The sequence below is a fragment of the Pseudomonas sp. E6002 genome, from assembly GCF_013385565.1.
GTDB lineage: Bacteria > Pseudomonadota > Gammaproteobacteria > Pseudomonadales > Pseudomonadaceae > Aquipseudomonas.
The window spans coordinates 56,937-75,115 of the sequence record NZ_JACAPT010000006.1; the positions used below are offsets into that span (position 1 = coordinate 56,937).

14 protein-coding genes are annotated in these 18,179 nt (G+C 61.3%); 5 read left to right on the forward strand and 9 right to left on the reverse strand.

The genetic code is table 11. From position 1 onward, the window contains the following. Positions 1-19: 19 nt before the first annotated feature. Complete coding sequence (gene mltF, locus HX815_RS05250) at positions 20-1,480, forward strand: membrane-bound lytic murein transglycosylase MltF (RefSeq protein ID WP_087695124.1); 1,461 nt, start codon at positions 20-22, stop codon at positions 1,478-1,480. A 137-nt stretch (positions 1,481-1,617) separates the two neighbouring features. Here the strand turns inward: mltF and HX815_RS05255 are convergent, their stop codons facing one another. From HX815_RS05255 to treP, 5 genes are all read right to left on the reverse strand, one after another. Beyond that, the gene (locus HX815_RS05255) at positions 1,618-1,914 is read right to left on the reverse strand and encodes a PTS transporter subunit EIIB (RefSeq protein ID WP_003209625.1); all 297 of its coding nucleotides are present in this window, start codon (positions 1,912-1,914) and stop codon (positions 1,618-1,620) included. A gap of 1 nt (position 1,915) precedes the next feature. Beyond that, on the reverse strand, positions 1,916-4,447 hold the full coding sequence (gene ptsP, locus HX815_RS05260) for a phosphoenolpyruvate--protein phosphotransferase (RefSeq protein WP_177027905.1): 2,532 nt from the start codon (positions 4,445-4,447) through the stop codon (positions 1,916-1,918). 49 nt (positions 4,448-4,496) lie between these two features. After that, on the reverse strand, positions 4,497-5,717 hold the full coding sequence (locus HX815_RS05265) for a carbohydrate porin (protein WP_087695126.1): 1,221 nt from the start codon (positions 5,715-5,717) through the stop codon (positions 4,497-4,499). Positions 5,718-5,788: 71 nt separating this feature from the next. Beyond that, on the reverse strand, positions 5,789-7,435 hold the full coding sequence (gene treC, locus HX815_RS05270; protein ID WP_177027906.1) for an alpha,alpha-phosphotrehalase: 1,647 nt from the start codon (positions 7,433-7,435) through the stop codon (positions 5,789-5,791). Between the two features lie 118 nt (positions 7,436-7,553). After that, positions 7,554-8,996, reverse strand: a complete 1,443-nt coding sequence (gene treP / locus HX815_RS05275; RefSeq protein WP_177027907.1) for a PTS system trehalose-specific EIIBC component — start codon at positions 8,994-8,996, stop codon at positions 7,554-7,556. A 235-nt stretch (positions 8,997-9,231) separates the two neighbouring features. Here treP and treR point away from each other — a divergent pair, with 235 nt between their 5' ends. Next, entirely contained in the window at positions 9,232-9,936 is a 705-nt protein-coding gene (gene treR, locus HX815_RS05280; protein ID WP_003209636.1) for a trehalose operon repressor, read from the forward strand. A 74-nt stretch (positions 9,937-10,010) separates the two neighbouring features. Here the strand turns inward: treR and guaA are convergent, their stop codons facing one another. From guaA to HX815_RS05300, 4 genes are all read right to left on the reverse strand, one after another. Then, complete coding sequence (gene guaA, locus HX815_RS05285) at positions 10,011-11,588, reverse strand: glutamine-hydrolyzing GMP synthase (protein WP_003209644.1); 1,578 nt, start codon at positions 11,586-11,588, stop codon at positions 10,011-10,013. Positions 11,589-11,670: 82 nt separating this feature from the next. Next, entirely contained in the window at positions 11,671-13,140 is a 1,470-nt protein-coding gene (gene guaB, locus HX815_RS05290) for an IMP dehydrogenase (RefSeq protein ID WP_003209646.1), read from the reverse strand. A gap of 159 nt (positions 13,141-13,299) precedes the next feature. After that, positions 13,300-13,848, reverse strand: a complete 549-nt coding sequence (locus HX815_RS05295) for a hypothetical protein (RefSeq protein WP_003209647.1) — start codon at positions 13,846-13,848, stop codon at positions 13,300-13,302. 137 nt (positions 13,849-13,985) lie between these two features. Continuing rightward, complete coding sequence (locus HX815_RS05300; protein ID WP_003209649.1) at positions 13,986-14,753, reverse strand: sulfite exporter TauE/SafE family protein; 768 nt, start codon at positions 14,751-14,753, stop codon at positions 13,986-13,988. A 99-nt stretch (positions 14,754-14,852) separates the two neighbouring features. Between HX815_RS05300 and HX815_RS05305 the strand changes: the two genes are divergently transcribed. The 3 genes from HX815_RS05305 to HX815_RS05315 are packed head-to-tail and all read left to right on the forward strand — an operon-like array spanning position 14,853 to position 17,958. Next, entirely contained in the window at positions 14,853-15,743 is an 891-nt protein-coding gene (locus HX815_RS05305) for a LysR family transcriptional regulator (RefSeq protein ID WP_177027908.1), read from the forward strand. Positions 15,744-15,753: 10 nt separating this feature from the next. Then, positions 15,754-17,133 carry an exodeoxyribonuclease VII large subunit gene (gene xseA, locus HX815_RS05310; protein ID WP_003209653.1) on the forward strand — a complete coding sequence of 460 codons (1,380 nt, stop codon included), beginning with the start codon at positions 15,754-15,756 and terminating at the stop codon, positions 17,131-17,133. Positions 17,134-17,136: 3 nt separating this feature from the next. After that, positions 17,137-17,958 carry a peptidoglycan DD-metalloendopeptidase family protein gene (locus HX815_RS05315; RefSeq protein ID WP_008438272.1) on the forward strand — a complete coding sequence of 274 codons (822 nt, stop codon included), beginning with the start codon at positions 17,137-17,139 and terminating at the stop codon, positions 17,956-17,958. The last annotated feature ends 221 nt before the right edge of the window (positions 17,959-18,179 follow it).

Consider the following 18,179-nt stretch of genomic DNA (forward strand, 5'->3'; position numbering starts at 1 on the left):
CTTTGCGTATACTGCGCAGATGTTCTCCCCTACTGCTTTACGCCCGCGATGCGCCAAATGGCTCTTCGTTACCGGACTCTTCCTGCTGCTCAGTGCGTGTGTGGATAAACCCAACACGCTCGAGCGAATCAAGGAGGATGGCGTATTGCGGGTGGTCACCCGAAACAGTCCAGCCACTTATTTCCAGGACCGTAACGGCGAAACCGGCTTCGAATACGAACTGGTGAAACGTTTTGCCGACGAGTTGGGGGTAAAGCTCGAGATCGAGGCGGCCGACAACCTGGATGACCTGTTCTCGCAGATCGGCAAACCCAACGGCCCGGTACTGGCCGCCGCCGGCCTGGTCAGCAGTGAGCAGCGTCGCCAGCAAGTGCGTTTCTCCCACCCTTATCTGGAAGTCACCCCGCAGATCATCTACCGCAACGGCCAGTCCCGGCCGACCACCGCGGCAGACCTGGTGGGCAAGAAGATCATGGTGCTCAAGGGCAGCACCCACGCCGAGCAACTGGCGCAGCTGAAAAAACAGTTTCCCGGGATTGAATACGAAGAGTCCGACGCCGTTGAGGTGGTCGACCTGCTGCGCATGGTGGATGAGGGCCAGATCGACCTGACGCTGGTGGACTCCAACGAAGTGGCGATGAACCAGGTGTACTTCCCCAACGTGCGGGTGGCCTTTGACCTCGGTGACGCCAGCCATCAAGCCTGGGCGGTTGCCGCCGGTGAAGACAACAGCCTGCTCAACGAGGTCAACAACTACCTCGACAAGGTGGAAAAGAACGGCACGCTGCAACGCCTGAAAGATCGCTATTACGGGCACGTCGATGTACTCGGCTACATGGGCGCCTACACCTTCGCCCAGCATCTGCAGCAGCGCCTGCCCAAATACGAGAAACACTTCCGGGCCTATGCCAAGGAAGAAAAGGTCGACTGGCGCCTGCTGGCGGCCATCGGCTATCAGGAATCACTCTGGCAGCCGGCGGTGACCTCCAAGACCGGCGTGCGCGGCCTGATGATGCTGACCCAGAACACGGCGCAGGCCATGGGCGTGTCCAACCGCCTGGACGCCAAGCAGAGCATCATGGGCGGCGCCAAGTACCTGGCCAAGATCAAGGATGAGCTGGACGACAAGATTGCCGAGCCGGACCGCACCTGGTTTGCCCTGGCGGCGTACAACGTCGGCACCGGCCATTTGGACGACGCGCGCAAGCTGGCCGAAAAAGAAGGCCTGAACCCGAACAAGTGGCTGGACGTGAAGAAAATGCTGCCGCGCCTGTCGCAGAAGCAGTGGTACAGCAAGACGCGGTATGGCTATGCCCGTGGCGGTGAGCCCGTGCATTTTGTGGCGAACATCCGGCGTTACTACGACATTCTGACGTGGGTGACGCAGCCGCAGCTGGAAGGCAACCAGGTGGTCGAAGGCAACCTGCATGTGCCGGGTGTGGACAAGACCAAGCCGACGGAAGAAACCCCGCCGCTGTAATCCCCCGATTATCCAAACACCACAAAACCAATGTGGGAGCGGGCTTGCTCGCGAAGGCGGTGGTTCAGCCAGCACATGGATTGACTGACACACCGCCTTCGCGAGCAAGCCCGCTCCCACATTTGATCTTCTTTGATTTATAGAGCGGTGTTCAGGCCGGTAAGCAGGTGCACCACCCCACCCGCCAACACCATCACGCCCGGCACGCCTGCCGCCTTGAGCGCCTGTGCATCCAACCGCCCTGCATCCTGCAACTGCACCCGCACCCGGGTCAGTGCTACCCGCTGCTGCGACTTGAGATTCTCCGCCCCGCCCAGCGCATTCAGCACTGCCGGGGCCAACAGTGTTTCGCTCACTGGAGCTGCCTGCGGCGTTTCAAGCACCAGATCCGGCGTCAGGGCCTTCCAGAACGCCCGCTGAAATTTCTCGAACATGTCAGTTCTCCACAACCAATGAGGTTTCAACGGTAGCCGCGTGGTACAGGCGCAACGCCTCGCGAACCTGCGACGCTTCTTCCAGGCCCAGCACCTGGCGGGCGATGGATTGGCAATCCGCCAGGTCCAGCTCGCGCACGGTAGCCTTGATGGTCGGGATCAGCGGCACGCTGACCGACAACTCATCCACCCCCAGCCCGATCAGCACCGGCACCGCCAGCGCTTCAGACGCCAACGCCCCACACACGCCGACCCACTTGCCATGGGCATGGGCCGCCTTGACGGTGGCGGCGATCAGGCGCAGCACCGCCGGGTGAAAGCTGTCGGCCTGGCTGGCGAGGCGCGGGTGATCGCGGTCCATGGCCAGGGTGTATTGGGTCAGGTCGTTGGTGCCGATGGAGAAGAAATCCACCTCCGGCGCAAACTGATCGGCCATCAATGCCGCCGATGGCACTTCGATCATGATTCCCAGCTTCGGCAGTTCCGTCAGCCCCAGGGCCAGCGCTTCCTCTTCAAGAATCTGCCGCGCCAGGCGCAGCTCCGAGAGCAGGCTGACCATCGGCAACATGATGTGCAAACGGGCGAAACCGGCACTGGCGAGAATTGCACGGAATTGTTCACGCAACAGTTCCGGGCGCTCCAGGCACAGGCGAATCCCGCGCAGGCCAAGGAACGGGTTGGTCTCGCTGTCCATCGGCACATAGACCAACGGCTTGTCGCCACCAACGTCGAGGGTGCGCACCACCAGATTGCGCTGCGGGCCCAATGCACGGGCGATGGCGCTGTAGGTGCCCGCCTGCTCCTCGGGGCTCGGCGCGCGGTTGCGGTCCAGGTAGAGGAACTCGGAACGCAGCAAACCAACGCCTTCGCCCCCCAGGGACAATGCCTGCTCCACCTCCTGCAACGATGCGACGTTGGCCGTCACTTCGACGTGATGACCGTCGCGGGTCGTAGCGGGCAACGACGCCTGCTCCACTTCCCGCTGGCGGCGCAGCACTTGTTGTTGGCGGCTGGCTTGCAAGTGTTCGATCTCGGCCAGGTCCGGGTCCAGGTGCAACTCGCCCTTGTCGGCATCCAGCAGCACTTGCTTGCCGTTGGCCAGTTCCAGCACCTGCGCCGGCACCCCGCAGATGGCCGGCAAGCCAAGGGCGCGGGCGAGAATGGCGACGTGGCTGGTAGCGCCGCCGCCCACCGTCACAAAACCCAGCACCTTGCGCGTGTCGAGGCTGGCGGTTTGCGAGGGAGTCAGTTGTTCGGCAATCAGGATTGCCTGCTCCGGCAAATCCCAGGCGCTGTCCTGAACCCCGAGGATCAATTTCAGCACCCGCTGGCCAACGTCTGCCAGGTCGGCAGCGCGCTCGGCAAGCAAGGCGTTGCCCAGGCCCTGGAAGAGCGTGGCGGTGGCCTCGGTGGCGCTGTTCCAGGCGAAGGCCGCGCTCTTGCCCTGGTCCAGCAGGTCGCGGGTTTGTTCCAGCAGGGCCGGATCGTCCAGCAACTCCTGATGGGCGCGGAAGATCTCGGACTGGGCAGTGCCGACGGCCTTTTCCTGCAGGGCTTGCAGCGCCTGATTGGCGTTGTTCAGGGCATGGGTCAGGGCCGCACGTTCCAGCGCTTCACCTTTGCCGGTCTCTACGAACGTCAGTGCCGGCTCCTTGACCTGCACCACTTGGCCAAACGCCGAACCGGGCGAGGCGCACACGCCGCGCAGCAAGGTCGCCGATGAATCAGGCGCCACGGGTGCAGCGCCAGGTTGAGGAGCCGCGACGGTTTCGCCGCAGCCTTCGGCCAGCAAGGTCACCAGCGCCTGGATCGCCGCTTCGGCATCCTCGCCGGCCGCGCTGACTTGCAAGGTGTCACCCTGCACCGTCTGCAATGCCATGATCCGTACCAGCGACTTGGCGTTGGCGCTCTCGGTTTGCTTGTGCAGGTAAATACTCGCCTTGAAGCCTTTGGCCGCCTGCGCCAGCACCGCCGCCGGGCGCGCATGCAGGCCGTTGGCGTTGGGCAAGGTCAATGGCCTGGAGAACAGGGCGTCACCCTCCTCGTCTTTCACCTCGTCGGCAACGGCTTGCGGCGTGACTCGCAGCAGTGGCTGCCCCACGTCTACCAGGCCCTGCTCGGGCGTCAGCAGCTTGAAGGGCTCGCCACTGACCACCAGCATCAGGGTCAGCAAACTACGGGCATTGAGCGCCACGTAGTCGGCATCGAATTCAATCAGCGGTTGTCCGGCTTCCACCCGCTGGCCTTCCTCGACCAATCGGGTGAAACCCTTGCCCGCCAGGTTCACGGTGTCCAGGCCGATGTGCATCAGCACCTGGACGCCGTTGTCATCGGTGATGCTCACCGCATGACCACTGTCCTGGATATTGCTGATCACCCCGGCCAGTGGCGCGCAGAGGGTCTGCGAGGTCGGATCGATGCACAGGCCATCGCCGATCAGGCGACTGGAGAACACCGGATCAGGCACCTGGTCCAGGGCGAGCAGCACCCCGGACAATGGCGCCAGCAATTCCAGGGATTGGGTTGTGGTCATGACTTCACCTGCTGTTTGGTTCTGTAAAAATCATTGGGCATCGACGGCTTTATTTCCACCAGTACTCAACCTGCACACCAAAGTTGGAGCCATGCAACGCCGAGCCATAACTGCCGGTGTCGGACAACGCCGAACCTGCCGCCAGTTCATTGGCCGCACGCTTGGCCGCTTCGTTCCAGGTCGCGTAGGTGTAATACAGGCGCACTTCCGGTCGTGCCCAGAAATCCGGGCCTTTGGGCGACCAGGTCGGGGCGAACGTAAATTTGCTCAGCTTGCGCGTGCCACCGGTGGCCTCGACCTGATCATGACCGAGTTCGGTGACCAGCTTGAACTGTTCGGAAATCGCATAGGCCGGGCGCACGCCCAGCGACATCCAGGTCTGATCCTGGCTGCCCGGGCGAATATCCTTCTGGTACACGGCCTCGATCTGCCCGCCAAACCGTGGCGTCACTTGCCAGTCGAAGAACTCCACCGCGCGGTAGCTCTTACTGCTTTTATCGAGGAAGGTATCGCCGGTGTAGCCGAGGCCGGTGCCGGGGCCTTCGCCGTACTGCAGGGCAAATTTGTTGCGCCCGCCGAGGAAGGGTTTCTGCACATGCTGGGCGGTAATGGCCCAGCCGCTGTTGGTGTCACGGCCACCGGCTTTTTCGATATAGCTCAAGCCCAGTTCCAGCTCGCCGCCGGGATTGGTCTTGAAGCCGGCCACGTTAAAGTCGTGACGGGTGGCGTATTCCTTCTGGTACAGGTTGTCCTTGCGGGAAAGCGCGTAGCTGTATTTCAGGTCGCCGATTTTCACGTCCTCGATACCGCCGCCCGTGGCGCTCTGGTTCCAGTAGTAGAAGTCGGAGATATGGATGTCGTTTCGTTTGTAGTAGCGCCGGCCGGCCCACAGCGAACCGCCGTTGAGGCTGGGGATGTTCGACCACTGCGCATACATCTGCGGCATGCGTGCCGAGCCGTTGTCTTCGCCCTGGAACTTCAGCGCCCGGTCGTACTTGTTGTACAGCGAAGCCATGGCGTCGACGCTGAACACCGAGCCGTCGTCGAGGGTCAGCAGGTCCTGCCGCAATTCGAGTTCGGCGTACTGCTCGCACTCGTTGCCCAGGCGGTATTTGGATTGTGCACCCGGCAACTGGAAGCACTGCTGCTTGCCACTGCCGGTTGAAGTCCCCGCACCGCTACGCAAGTAGCCGGCAAATTCCAACGCCTGGGCTGCCATCGGCAAGGTCAGGCAGGATGCAACGAGGCCCAGCTTTATTGTTGTTTTCATGAAGCACTCCGATATTTTTATTATGTTTTTTTAAGCGCCCCGGCTCTCCCACGCCGGGGGTAAAGCGGGTCTCAGTCCTTGAGATGCAGCACAAACGATTCATACGGGCGCAGCGAGACCTGGCTCGAGCGCTGTGGGCAGTCGTCGTAGTTGCTGATCAGCAGGCATTGCTCACTCGCCGCCGTCAGCAGGCCATCGGGCAGTTCGATCTGGCATGGCGTGCCGTAGAAGTTGTTCAGCACCAGCAGGCGTTCGCCGTGGCCTTCGCGCAGGTACGCCCAGACCTGGGTGTGCTGTGGCAGCAGTTGGCGGTAAACGCCTTCCTGAATCAGCGGCTCATGCCGACGCAGCTTGATCAGCGCACGGTAGTGATGCAGTACCGATTGCGGGTCATCCAGCTCGCTTTGCACGTTGATCTGCGCGGCGTTGGCCGGGATGCCGATCCACGGTTCGCCGCGACTGAAGCCAGCGTTTTGCTCGGCATTCCATTGCATCGGTGTGCGGCTGTTATCGCGGGACTTCTGCATGATCGCCGCCATGCTCGATGCCTCGGACTCACCGGCCTCACGCTTGAGCCGATAGATGTTCAGCGTCTCGACATCCCGGTATTGGTCGATGGTGTCGAAGCCCGGATTGGTCATGCCCAACTCTTCACCCTGGTACACGAAAGGCGTGCCCTGGAGGAAGTGCAGCGCAGTGGCGAGCATCTTCGCCGAGACCACGCGGTGCTCGCCGTCGTCACCAAAACGCGAGACCACCCGCGGCTGGTCGTGGTTACACCAGAACAGCGCATTCCAGCCGCCACCGGCCTGCATGCCGAGTTGCCAGTCGGACAGAATCTGCTTGAGTTGCAGGAAGTCGAAGTCGGCCGCGACCCACTTCTGCAGGTTCGGATAGTCGACTTTCAGGTGGTGAAAGTTGAAGGTCATCGACAGCTCTTTCGACTGTGGATTCGAATAACGAATGCAGTGCTCAAGGCTGGTGGACGACATCTCGCCGACGTTGATCAGGTCATGCCCCTCGAACACTTCGCGGTGCATTTCCTTCAGGTATTCATGCACGTTCGGGCCGTCGGTGTAGAAGCGCCGACCGTCGCTGTTGTCTTCCGGAAAATCCGCCGGCTTGGAGATCAGGTTGATCACGTCCAGGCGGAAACCGCCCACGCCCTTGTCGCGCCAGAAGCGCATCAGCTTGAACACTTCGGCGCGCACCTTGGGGTTGTCCCAGTTCAGGTCGGCCTGGGTGTGGTCGAACAGGTGCAGGAAGTACTGGCCGGTCTGCGCCTCGTATTCCCAGGCCGAGCCGCCGAACTTGGATTCCCAGTTGTTCGGCTGGTCGCGCCAGATGTAGAAGTCGCGGTACGGGTTGTCGAGGCTGCTGCGGGCCTGCTGGAACCACTCGTGTTCGATGGAAGTGTGGTTGACCACGATGTCGAGCATCAGCGTGATGCCGCGCTTGGCGGCTTCGCTGATCAGCAAGTCGCAATCGGCCATGGTCCCGTAGCTCGGGTCGATGGCGTAGTAGTCACTGATGTCGTAGCCGTTGTCGCGTTGCGGCGAGCGCAAGAACGGGGTGATCCACAGGCAATCGACGCCCAGCCACTTCAGGTAATCGAGCTTGTCCACGATGCCCAGCAGGTCACCGGTGGCGTTACCCGCGTGGCTGTGGAAGCTTTTGGGGTAGATCTGGTAGATCACCGAATGTTGCCAGTTTTGCATGGTGGGTTCCTTCAATAAGTTATGTGCTGGCCTTGAGAGCCTCATCGCGGGCAAGCCCGGCTCCCACAGGGGAACGCATTCAAAATGTGGGAGCGGGCTTGCTCGCGAAAGCGGTAGATCAGGCGACGCGGTAGCCAGAGCGCACGATCTTCATGCTCAACACACAGGTCAAAACAAACGGCACGACAATCGCGACGACCATGCCGATGACAAAACTTGGGATGTACTGCGGGATGATCGAGATGAACCCGGGCAAGCCACCCACGCCAATCGCCGAGGCCTGCACCTTGTTCAGCGAGAGGAAAATACTGCCCAGCGCCGAGCCGGTCAGCGCCGCGTAGAACGGAAACTTGAAGCGCAGGTTGACGCCGAACATCGCCGGCTCGGTGATGCCGAAGTAGGCGGAAATCGCCGAGGTGGACGCCATGCTCTTGTCCCGCGCATTGCGGCTCATGTAGAACACGCCGAGCGCCGCGCTGCCCTGGGCCAGGTTGGACATGACGATCATCGGCCAGATAAAGGTGCCGCCCTGGGTGGAGATCAGTTGCAGGTCCACGGCGAGGAACATGTGGTGCATGCCGGTGATCACCAGCGGTGCATACAGCAGGCCGAAGATTGCGCCGCCGACCATCGGCGCCAGGTCAAACAGGGTGACCACGCCTTCGGTGATCAGGATGCCCAGGTGGCGGGTCACCGGGCCGATGATCGCCAGCGCCAGTACGCCGGTGACGACGATGGTAGTGATCGGCACCACCAGCAACTGAATGGCATTCGGCACCCGTGCCCGCAGCCATTTCTCAATCACGCTCATCACGTAGGCGGCCAGCAGGATCGGCAGGATCTGGCCCTGGTAGCCGACCTTCTCGATCTTGAACCAGCCGAAAATATCGAAATACGGCAGGCTCTGGCCGTCGAGGCCGGCGACCGCCTTGCCGTAGTTCCAGGCGTTGAGCAGATCGGGGTGCACCAGCATCAGGCCGAGGACAATGCCGAGGATTTCACTGCCACCAAAGCGCTTGGCCGCCGACCAGCCCACCAGTGCCGGCAGGAACACGAACGAGGTGTTGGCCATCAGGTTGATCAGGCTCCACAGGCCATCCAGGTTCGGATAGGCGTCGAGCAAGGTCTTGTCCGCGATGAACATGCCCTTGGCGCCCATCAGGTTGTTCACCCCCATGAGCAAACCGGCAATGATCAGCGCCGGCAAAATCGGCATGAACACATCGGAGAACACCCGCACCAGGCGCTGCATCGGGTTTATTTTGTCGGCGCTTTTCTGTTTCACGTCCGCGATGGTCGACGCGGCGAGGCCCGTTTGCTCGCGCAGGGCGGCGTAGACCTTTTCCACTTCGCCGGGGCCGATCACGATCTGGAACAGGCCGCCGGTGAAGAACGAACCCTTGACCAGGTCGACCTGGTTCAACTCGCCGCTGTTGGCCAGGCTCGGGTCCTTGAGGGCCAGGCGCAGGCGGGTCACGCAGTGGGCAGCTTGCTCAAGGTTGTCGCTGCCGCCGAGGTTCTTGAGAATCTCGCGGGCAATATTCGGATAGTCGTGGCTCATGCTTGGTATCCACTCTGGTTTTTTTTATTGGGCGGTCATAGGCAGCACGCCGAAGCCAAAAGTACTCGTCTGTACGAGTTAAAGCAATAACTCGTATGTACGAGTTTGAAAATGATTAATTTTCTGTTTTTTGAGTCAGAAATTTCCGAGTTCTACAATGGGTTGCATGGACAAACCCCATCGCTGCCACTAAGGTTCCTGCCTTGAACGCCAACGCGGCACAGAGCCCTTCCCCATGAGTAAATACAACCAGATCTATACCGATCTGCTTGCCAGCATCACCACCGAACGCCTGCAACGCGGCACGCGCCTGCCCTCCGAAACCGAACTGATGGACGCCTACCAGGCCAGCCGTGGCACGGTACGCCGGGCGATCGAGCAATTGCAGGAGCGTGGGTTCGCGCAAAAGATCCACGGCAAGGGCACCTTCGTGCTGTCACCCAACCCCATCGAGTTCCAGCTCGGCGGTATCGTCAGCTTTCGCGAGACCCATGCCGCCCTCGGCGACGACGTCAGTACCGAAGTGGTGGAGTTCAGCCAATTCCCGCTGGAAGGCCCGTTGATGCAACACATTGAGGCCGAAGCTGGCAGCTTGATCACCCGGGTCAAACGGGTGCGGCGGATCGATGGCAAACGGGTGATCCTCGACATCAACCACTTCGTCGCCGACCTGATACCGGGGCTGGATCGGGAGATTGCCGAGCAGTCGATCTATGCGTTTATCGAACAGACCTTGCAGCTGCAGATCAGCTATGCCCAGCGCACCATCGAAGCGCTGCCACGGGGAAAGGACGATCAGACACACCTGGACCTCGAAGGTCAGAGCCATGTGATCGTGGTGAGCAACCAGACGTTTTTGCAGGATGGACGGCAATTCGAGTACACCGAGTCGCGGCATACGCTGGATAAGTTTTACTTTTCGGATATTGCGCGGCGGTAGACAAACGCCAGAAACACAAAACCCCGGCACCAGGCCGGGGTTTTGTTATTCAGCGCTCACCTGCTACGGCAGGATCATTCCCACTCAATGGTCGCCGGCGGCTTGCTCGACACGTCATAAGTCACGCGCGAAATACCTTCGATCTCATTGATAATACGACCGCTGACAGTCTCCAGCAGTTCGTACGGCAGGTGCGCCCAACGGGCGGTCATGAAGTCGATGGTTTCCACCGCACGCAGGGCAACAACCCAGGCGTAACGACGGCCATCGCCGACCACGCCAACCGACTTCACCGGCTGGAACACTACGAACGCCTGGCTGACCTTGTGGTACCAGTCGGCCTTGCGCAGTTCTTCAATGAAGATGTGGTCGGCGCGACGCAGCAGGTCGGCGTATTCCTTCTTCACTTCACCGAGGATCCGCACGCCCAGGCCCGGGCCCGGGAATGGGTGGCGGTAGACCATGTCGTACGGCAGGCCCAATTCCAGGCCCAGACGACGGACTTCGTCCTTGAACAGTTCGCGCAGTGGCTCTACCAGCTTGAGGTTCATTTCCTCAGGCAGGCCGCCCACGTTGTGGTGGGACTTGATCACGTGGGCCTTGCCGCTCTTGGCGCCGGCCGATTCGATCACGTCCGGGTAGATGGTGCCCTGGGCGAGGTACTTGATGTTGTCCAGTTTGTTGGACTGGGCATCGAATACGTCGATGAAGGTGCGACCGATGATCTTGCGCTTCTTCTCCGGGTCGGACTCGCCGGCCAGGTTGTTCAGGAACTGATCTTCAGCGTTGGCGCGGATCACCTTGACGCCCATGTTCTCGGCGAACATGGCCATCACTTGCTCGCCTTCGTGCAGGCGCAGCAGGCCGTTGTCGACGAAGACGCAGGTCAGTTGGTCGCCGATGGCCTTGTGCAGCAGCGCCGCAACCACGGAGGAGTCAACGCCGCCGGACAGGCCCAGCAGGACGTTGTCGGTGCCGACCTGGGCACGTACGTTGGCGATGGCGTCTTCAGCGATCTTCGACGGGGTCCACAGGGCTTCGCACTGGCAGATGTCGAGGATAAAGCGCGACAGGATGCGACCGCCTTGCTTGGTGTGGGTCACTTCCGGGTGGAACTGCACGCCGTAGTAGCCGCGCTCGTCGTTGAACATGCCGGCAATCGGGCAGCTCGGGGTGCTGGCCAGGATGTGGAAGTCTTCCGGCATCCGGGTGACCTTGTCACCGTGGCTCATCCATACGTCGAGGCCAAACAGGCCGTCGGCGTCGATGTGGTCTTCGATGCCGTCCAGCAGGCGGCTCTTGCCGACCACGTCGACACGGGCGTAACCGAACTCACGCAGCTCGGAACCTTCAACCTTGCCGCCCAGTTGCTCGGCCATGGTCTGCATGCCGTAGCAGATACCGAAGACCGGCACGCCCAGGTCAAACACCGCCTGCGGGCAACGCGGGCTGTTGGCTTCGTGCACGGACTCGGGGCCGCCGGCGAGAATGACGCCTTTTGGAGCGAATTCGCGAATCGCTTCGTCGTCCATGTCGAACGGATGCAGTTCGCAGTACACGCCGATTTCACGCACGCGGCGGGCGATCAGCTGAGTGTACTGGGAACCGAAGTCGAGGATCAGGATGCGGTGGGCGTGAATGTCGAGGGCCATGAGATCAGTCTCGTCTAATGAATCAGAAACAACTCGGGGCTGAATAAGACAGCCCCGGTTACTTAACTATTTGCTGGAAGCATCAACCTACGCGGTAGTTTGGCGCTTCCTTGGTGATCTGTACGTCGTGTACGTGGGACTCGGCCATGCCGGCACCGGTGATCCGCACGAACTCAGGCTTGGTGCGCATTTCTTCGATGTCGGCGCTGCCGGTGTAGCCCATCGAGGAACGCAGGCCGCCCATCAGTTGATGGATGATGGCGCTCAGGGTGCCCTTGTACGGAACACGCCCTTCAATGCCTTCCGGTACCAGCTTCTCGGCGCCCGCGGAGGAGTCCTGGAAGTAGCGGTCGGAAGAGCCTTGAGCCTGGGACATGGCGCCCAGGGAGCCCATGCCGCGGTAAGCCTTGTACGAACGACCCTGGAACAGTTCGATCTCGCCCGGCGCTTCTTCAGTACCGGCGAACATCGAGCCCATCATCACGCAGGAAGCACCGGCGACGATGGCCTTGGACAGGTCACCGGAGAAACGGATGCCGCCGTCGGCGATCAACGGTACGCCAGTGCCTTCAAGGGCCGCGGCGACGTTGGCGATGGCGCTGATTTGCGGCACACCTACACCTGCAACAATACGGGTAGTGCAGATCGAGCCAGGGCCGATACCGACCTTGACCGCATCAGCACCGGCTTCGGCCAGGGCCTTGGCGGCAGCGCCGGTGGCAATGTTGCCGCCGATCACTTGCACGTCAGGGAAATTCTGTTTGACCCAGCGAACGCGGTCGATCACGCCTTTGGAGTGACCGTGGGCAGTGTCGACCACCACCACGTCAACACCGGCAGCCACCAGGGCCGCTACACGGTCACCGGTGTCTTTGCCGGTACCGACCGCAGCGCCTACGCGCAGACGACCTTGATCGTCCTTGCTGGCCAGCGGGTAAGCCTTGGCTTTTTCGATGTCGTTGACGGTCATCATGCCCTTGAGGGCGAATTTGTCGTCGACGATCAGTACGCGTTCGATGCGGTGCTTGTGCAGCAGCTCGCGCACATCGTTCTTGTCGGCGCCTTCCTTGACAGTAACGAGGCGCTCTTTAGGCGTCATCACTTCACGGACGGTGACTTCAAGGCGGTTCTCGAAACGCACGTCACGGGAAGTGACGATGCCGACCAGGTCGCCATCGTGCAGCACCGGAACGCCGGAGATGTTGTGCAGGCGGGTCAGGTCGAACAGGTCACGAACGGTGGCATCGGCCTCGATGGTGATCGGGTCCTTGACCACACCGGCTTCGTAACGCTTGACCTTGCGAACTTCGGCAGCTTGCTGCTCGATGGTCATGTTCTTGTGGATGATGCCGATGCCGCCTTCCTGAGCCATGGCGATTGCCAAACGGGCTTCAGTGACGGTGTCCATGGCAGCGGAAACCAGAGGAATATTCAGCTCGATGCCACGGGTTAGGCGGGTCTTGAGACTGACTTCGTTAGGAAGCACCTCGGAATAACCGGGCACTAGGAGAATGTCGTCGAATGTCAGAGCTTCTTGGCTGATACGCAGCATCGCGGGGGCTCCCGAGCGGGAAAATGGAAGCGCGCCATTATAGTCAGACACCCCCTCGGGTTCAATGTAAAACTCTGACAAACTTGGTAATACTGATAGATGGATGATTTTTGCAGCACTGATCGTTCCCACGCTCTGCGTGGGAACGATCACATCGGATTAAAGTTCGACTTTGACCCAACTCATCTTCTGGTCCAGCCAGTCGGCAAATTCGTCGATAAAACTCTGCTTGAACCCCGCCTCCGCCCAGTTATTGAAGATGAACCCCAGGTTGGAAAAGCCGCATTCCTGCAGGAACAGGAAACCGTTGATGTCGTCCTCATGCCCACACAGCGGGCAGGTGAAGTTGTCGGTGTGGCCGGGCATCCAGTCTTCCAGGCTTTCGAACAGGGCTTCGCCGACTTCCTTCAGGCACTCGGGACAGCCAGCTTCTTCCAGGAAGCCTTTGGCCGGGGTGTAGATGCAGCGCTTGTAGATGATCTCCAGGCCGTTGATCGGCTCGTTGAACGGCAGCGCGTCGGGGTGCAGCACCACGGCGCGGGCACCGTCGGCCAGGGCATAGCCCATGCGGTTGCCGGTGCGCCCGCAGGTGGTGAGTTCTTCCTTGACGATGTTCTTGCGCACCAGCCAGCGCACGATCGCCCGGGCGCGGGGTTCGTGGACGGGTAGCGTGGAGATTTTCGGGACAAGGATGCTTTGGGAATTCATGGGAGTCCTGCGGCGTGGCTACTGGCGCCTTCGCGAGCAAGCCCGCTCCCACAGGGGGAATGCGTTCCAAATGTGGGAGCGGGCTTGCTCGCGAAGAGGCCCTGAAGGCTGGCAGCTTAATCCCTGAAACAATCAGGTCAAGTACTCAAGTAACGGGCAATCAAGGCAATGCCACTGGCCAGCACCAGCCAGGTCACCAACCGCACAAACGCCTCACGGGACATGCGCAGGGTCAACCGCCGCCCCGCCCACAGCCCGAGCGCCATGGCCGGCAACAGGCACACCGCCAACATCAACAAGGGTAGCTCGGCATACACGCCCGCGATCAGAAACAGGCTCAGGCGCACCACCGTGCTGCAACTGATCAACGCACTCTGGGTCGCCCGCGCGCCATCCTTGGGCAATCGGCTGTTGAGGTAGATCGCATACAGAAAGCCGCCACTGCCAAACAACGCGCCAAACAGCCCGCCGACAACCCCCATGGGAATCGCCCAGCCGGCTGCCATCTGCGTGGGCTTGGCCTTCACCGCCAGGCTGTAGATCGCATAGGCGCTGATAAACAGCCCCATCAACAGCAGCAATAAATCAGAGTGCAGGTTGAGCAGGAAGATCACCCCAAGGGTGCAGCCAATCGCCATGCACGGCAGTAGCCTGAACAACTCCGGTTTCACCACATCCCGGCGCGATTGCAGAAGGTTGCCGAAGGCCGCGACAAAATCCAGCAGCACCAGCAAGGGGATGATCTTCGACAGCGGCATGAACAGAATCAGGATCGGCCCCGCCACCAATGCGGTACCAAAGCCTGCAATGCCGAACACGATATACGCCAGGGCAATCGCCACGCCGATCACCAGCCAGTCCACACCGCCAAACGACCAATGACTCAACAGCTCGACCGGACTCATGACGTATTCCTTATTAGAGATGGCCATCACTTTAGCCATTGGCAAGCGTTGCGACTAATATCTTCAAAGCCCATCACTCATCTCGAAAAGGCATGACTTGTGATTTCCACCCGGCAATTGCGTTACTTCGTCGAAATCGCCGAGAGCGGCAGCTTCAGCGCAGCGGCCGAGCGGCTGTTTGTGGCGCAATCGGCACTGAGCCGGCAGATCAAGGAGCTGGAAAACCTGCTGCAAACGCCGCTGTTTGAACGCACTGCGCGCCAGCCACGGCTGACGGCTGCGGGCGAGGCTTTTTATCCGCGGGCACGCAACCTGCTGGGCGAACTGCTCAAGGCCAGTGAGATGGCGACGCAAGTGGGCAATGGACAGCTCGGCACGCTGCGAATGAGCCATTCGAGCACGGTGCCGATGAGTGGCCGCCTGCTGCGCGGCATCGGTGCCTGGCTGGAACGATGCCCGGGCGTATCGATGGACATCGCCAAACTGTCCTCCGAAGCCCAGTTGGAAGAAATCGCCGACGGCCGACTGGAGGTCGGGCTGTTGCGCTTACCGGTGTTGCGCCAGCGCGAAGGCGTGCGCATCGTCCCTTTATATAGCGAGCGACTGTTGCTGGCCGTGCCGCCGAACCACCGGTTGGCCGGGCACACATCCGGTATCGATTTGACGCAACTGAAGAACGAAGCGTTTATCTCGATCCCTCACCCCCAGCGCGGAGGGCTGAGTTACCTGTCAGCCGAGTTGTGCATGCGTGCAGGATTTTTCCCCAAGGCGGCGCGGGTGATGTCGCGCAAGACCACGCAGTTACAGCTGATCCAGGCCGGATTCGGGATCGCCTTGCTGCCGGAGTCGATGCAGGACATTGCGCCGGCCAACATTCATTTTTTACCCCTGGCCGATCCCGATTGCCAAAGCACCGTCGCCCTCGCCTGCCAGCAAACGCCGAGCGCGCTGGTGGAGCAGTTCTGTCAAACCCTGCACGAATGCCTATAAACTGCCGCCCATGATTAAAGATCCCTTTGCCCGTCTGGGCCTGGACCGCGAAGTCCTGACTGTCAGCCAGCTCAACGGCCGCGCGCGGGTGTTGCTGGAAGACGTGTTCACCAATATCTGGGTCGAAGGCGAGATCTCCAACCTCGCCCGCCCGGCCTCCGGCCACGTGTATTTCACCCTCAAGGACAGTGGCGCCCAGGTGCGTTGTGCGCTGTTCCGGCAGAACGCCGCCCGGGTGCGCCAGGCGTTGAAAGACGGCCTGGCGGTGAAGGTGCGGGGCAAGGTCTCGCTGTTTGAGGGCCGTGGCGACTATCAGCTGATTCTCGACACGGTGGAGCCGGCCGGTGACGGCGCATTGCGTCTGGCCTTCGACGCGCTGAAGGAAAAACTCAGCGCCGAAGGCCTGTTCAGTGCCGAGCGCAAGGTGCCGCTGCCCGCACACCCACGGCGCATCGGGATTATCAGCTCGCCCACCGGTGCGGTGATTCGCGACATCATCAGCGTGTTCCGTCGCCGGGCGCCCAACGTGGAACTGACGTTGATCCCGACAGCCGTACAAGGTCGTGAAGCCGTGGCGCAGATCGTCCGCGCACTGAAGCTGGCCGATGCACGCGGCTTCGACGCGTTGATCCTGGCCCGTGGCGGCGGCTCGCTGGAAGACCTCTGGTGCTTCAACGAAGAAGCCGTGGCGCGTGCCGTGGACGCCTGCGTGACGCCCATCGTCAGCGCCGTTGGTCATGAGACCGATGTGTCGATCAGCGACTTTGTCGCCGACGTACGCGCCCCAACGCCTTCCGCCGCTGCCGAGCTGTTGGCGCCGGACTCCAGCCACCTGACTCGCCAGGTAGAGAACCTGCACCGCCGCCTGGTGATGCTGATGCGCAACCGCCTGACCCACGACCGCCTGCGCCTGGAAGGCATGGCTCGTCGCCTGCGTCACCCGGGCGAGCGCCTGCGCCAACAGGCCCAGCGCCTGGATGACCTGGACATGCGCCTGCGGCGTGCCTTCGAGCGCAGCCTCAACACCCGTCGCGAGCGTTTGATCCGCCTGGAAACCCGCCTCGCCGGCCAACACCCCGGCCGCCAACTGGCGCTGTTGCGCCAACGCCTGGACAGCCTTGCCGAACGCCTGCCCCGTGCCATGCGCGAAGGCCTCAAGGCCCGTCGCCTGCAACTGCAAAGCCAGGTGCAGACGCTGCACGTGGTCAGCCCGCTGGCGACGCTTGGACGCGGCTACAGCATCTTGCTCGACGAACGCGGCCAGGCGATTCGCAACGCCGCGCAAACCCACACCGGCCAGCGCCTGACCGCGCGCCTCGGTGAAGGCCAATTGCAGGTACGGGTGGAAGACAACCACCTGACGCCCGTCACCCTCTCGTTACTGGATTGATTGATGCCACGCTTTTTAAGTTTGTTGATGCTGCTGTGCCTGACCTTTAACGCCCATGCCGACAGCTACATCACCCGCCTGCTGAACAAGCCGGTGCCCGGTGGCGTGGCGGTGGTCGACCTCGGCACTTCGGCCACGGCGCCCAAAGCCACCTACATGAACCGCCCAGTGCTGGTGGTGAAGGAGCAAAACAACTGGCTGGCGATTGTGGGCATCCCGCTGACGGTCAAGCCCGGCACCCAACGCATCACCAGCGGCAGCCAGAACCTGCCGTTTGTCGTGGGCTTCAAGAAATACCCCGAGCAGCACATCACCCTGAAGAACAAGAGCCAGGTGAACCCGGACCCGGCGCAACTCAAGCGCATCGAAGGCGAGCTGGCAGTCCAGCTCAAGGCCTATCGCAGTTTCAGCCCGAACACGCCGAGCAACCTGCTGCTGGACAAGCCGGTGAACGGGCCGCTGTCGAGCAAGTTCGGCGTACGACGTTTCTTCAATGGCGAGGAGCGGAATCCGCATTCCGGCCTGGACTTTGCCGTGGGCGCCGGCACGCCGATCAAGACCCCGGCAGCGGGCAAGGTGATCCTGACCGGCAACTACTTCTTCAACGGCAACACCGTGTTTGTCGACCATGGCCAGGGCTTTATCAGCATGTTCTGCCATATGTCGAAGATTGATGTGAGCGTGGGCCAGCAACTGGCTCGTGGTGCGGTGGTGGGCAAGGTCGGTTCCACCGGCCGGGCGACCGGGCCGCATATGCATTGGAACATCAGCCTGAACGACGCACGGGTGGATCCGGCGATCTTTATCGGCGCGTTTCAGCCCTGATGCTCAATTGCGCACCCGGCAACGGGTGCGCAAACAAAACACCCCCACGCACAATTCTCAACCATAAAATCTCGTTTTCCTCAGCAATAGCAGAACTTCTCTCAATTTTTTCCGACTGCTTGCCATCTTTCACCCCGGCGGTTAGGGTTGGACCTATGAAAACCTCTCACACCCTCATTCAGCTCCGCCAGCACCGCAGCCTGTGCCTAGTCAGCGCACGA